Source organism: Bartonella sp. AA2SXKL, assembly GCF_042197205.1.
Classification (GTDB): Bacteria; Pseudomonadota; Alphaproteobacteria; order Rhizobiales; family Rhizobiaceae; genus Bartonella.
Genome location: NZ_JBHIRN010000097.1, coordinates 1 through 284, shown reverse-complemented (window position 1 = coordinate 284; position 284 = coordinate 1). Strand labels below are relative to the sequence as shown.

Annotated in this window: 1 protein-coding gene; it reads left to right on the top strand. The window is 41.2% G+C overall.

The genetic code is table 11. The annotated features are described in order from the left end of the window. Positions 1-284: ShlB/FhaC/HecB family hemolysin secretion/activation protein (locus ACFINS_RS09995; protein ID WP_375706175.1), on the top strand; the 284-nt coding region annotated here is incomplete at both ends.

Sequence of the window (284 nt, the reverse complement as noted above, 5' to 3'; positions counted from 1 at the left end):
TGCGTGGAATTTTAGCTATCAACGCAGTCAATCAGATTATTGGGGTGGGAGCACACAAGAGGGCCATAGCAATAACATTTCAGCGAGTGTGAGCATTCCCTATGGTTATTGGAGCTTTGGTTTAAATGGCTATGCTTATAATTATCAAAGTATTCTTCCTGGCAATTTTACCGATATTGAGACGACGGGGGATTCGAGTGAATTACATGCCAGTACAAGCAGGGTTTTTCATCGTGATAGTGTTTCCCTGACAATTTTGAATGTGGGTCTTTCCTATAAAAGGA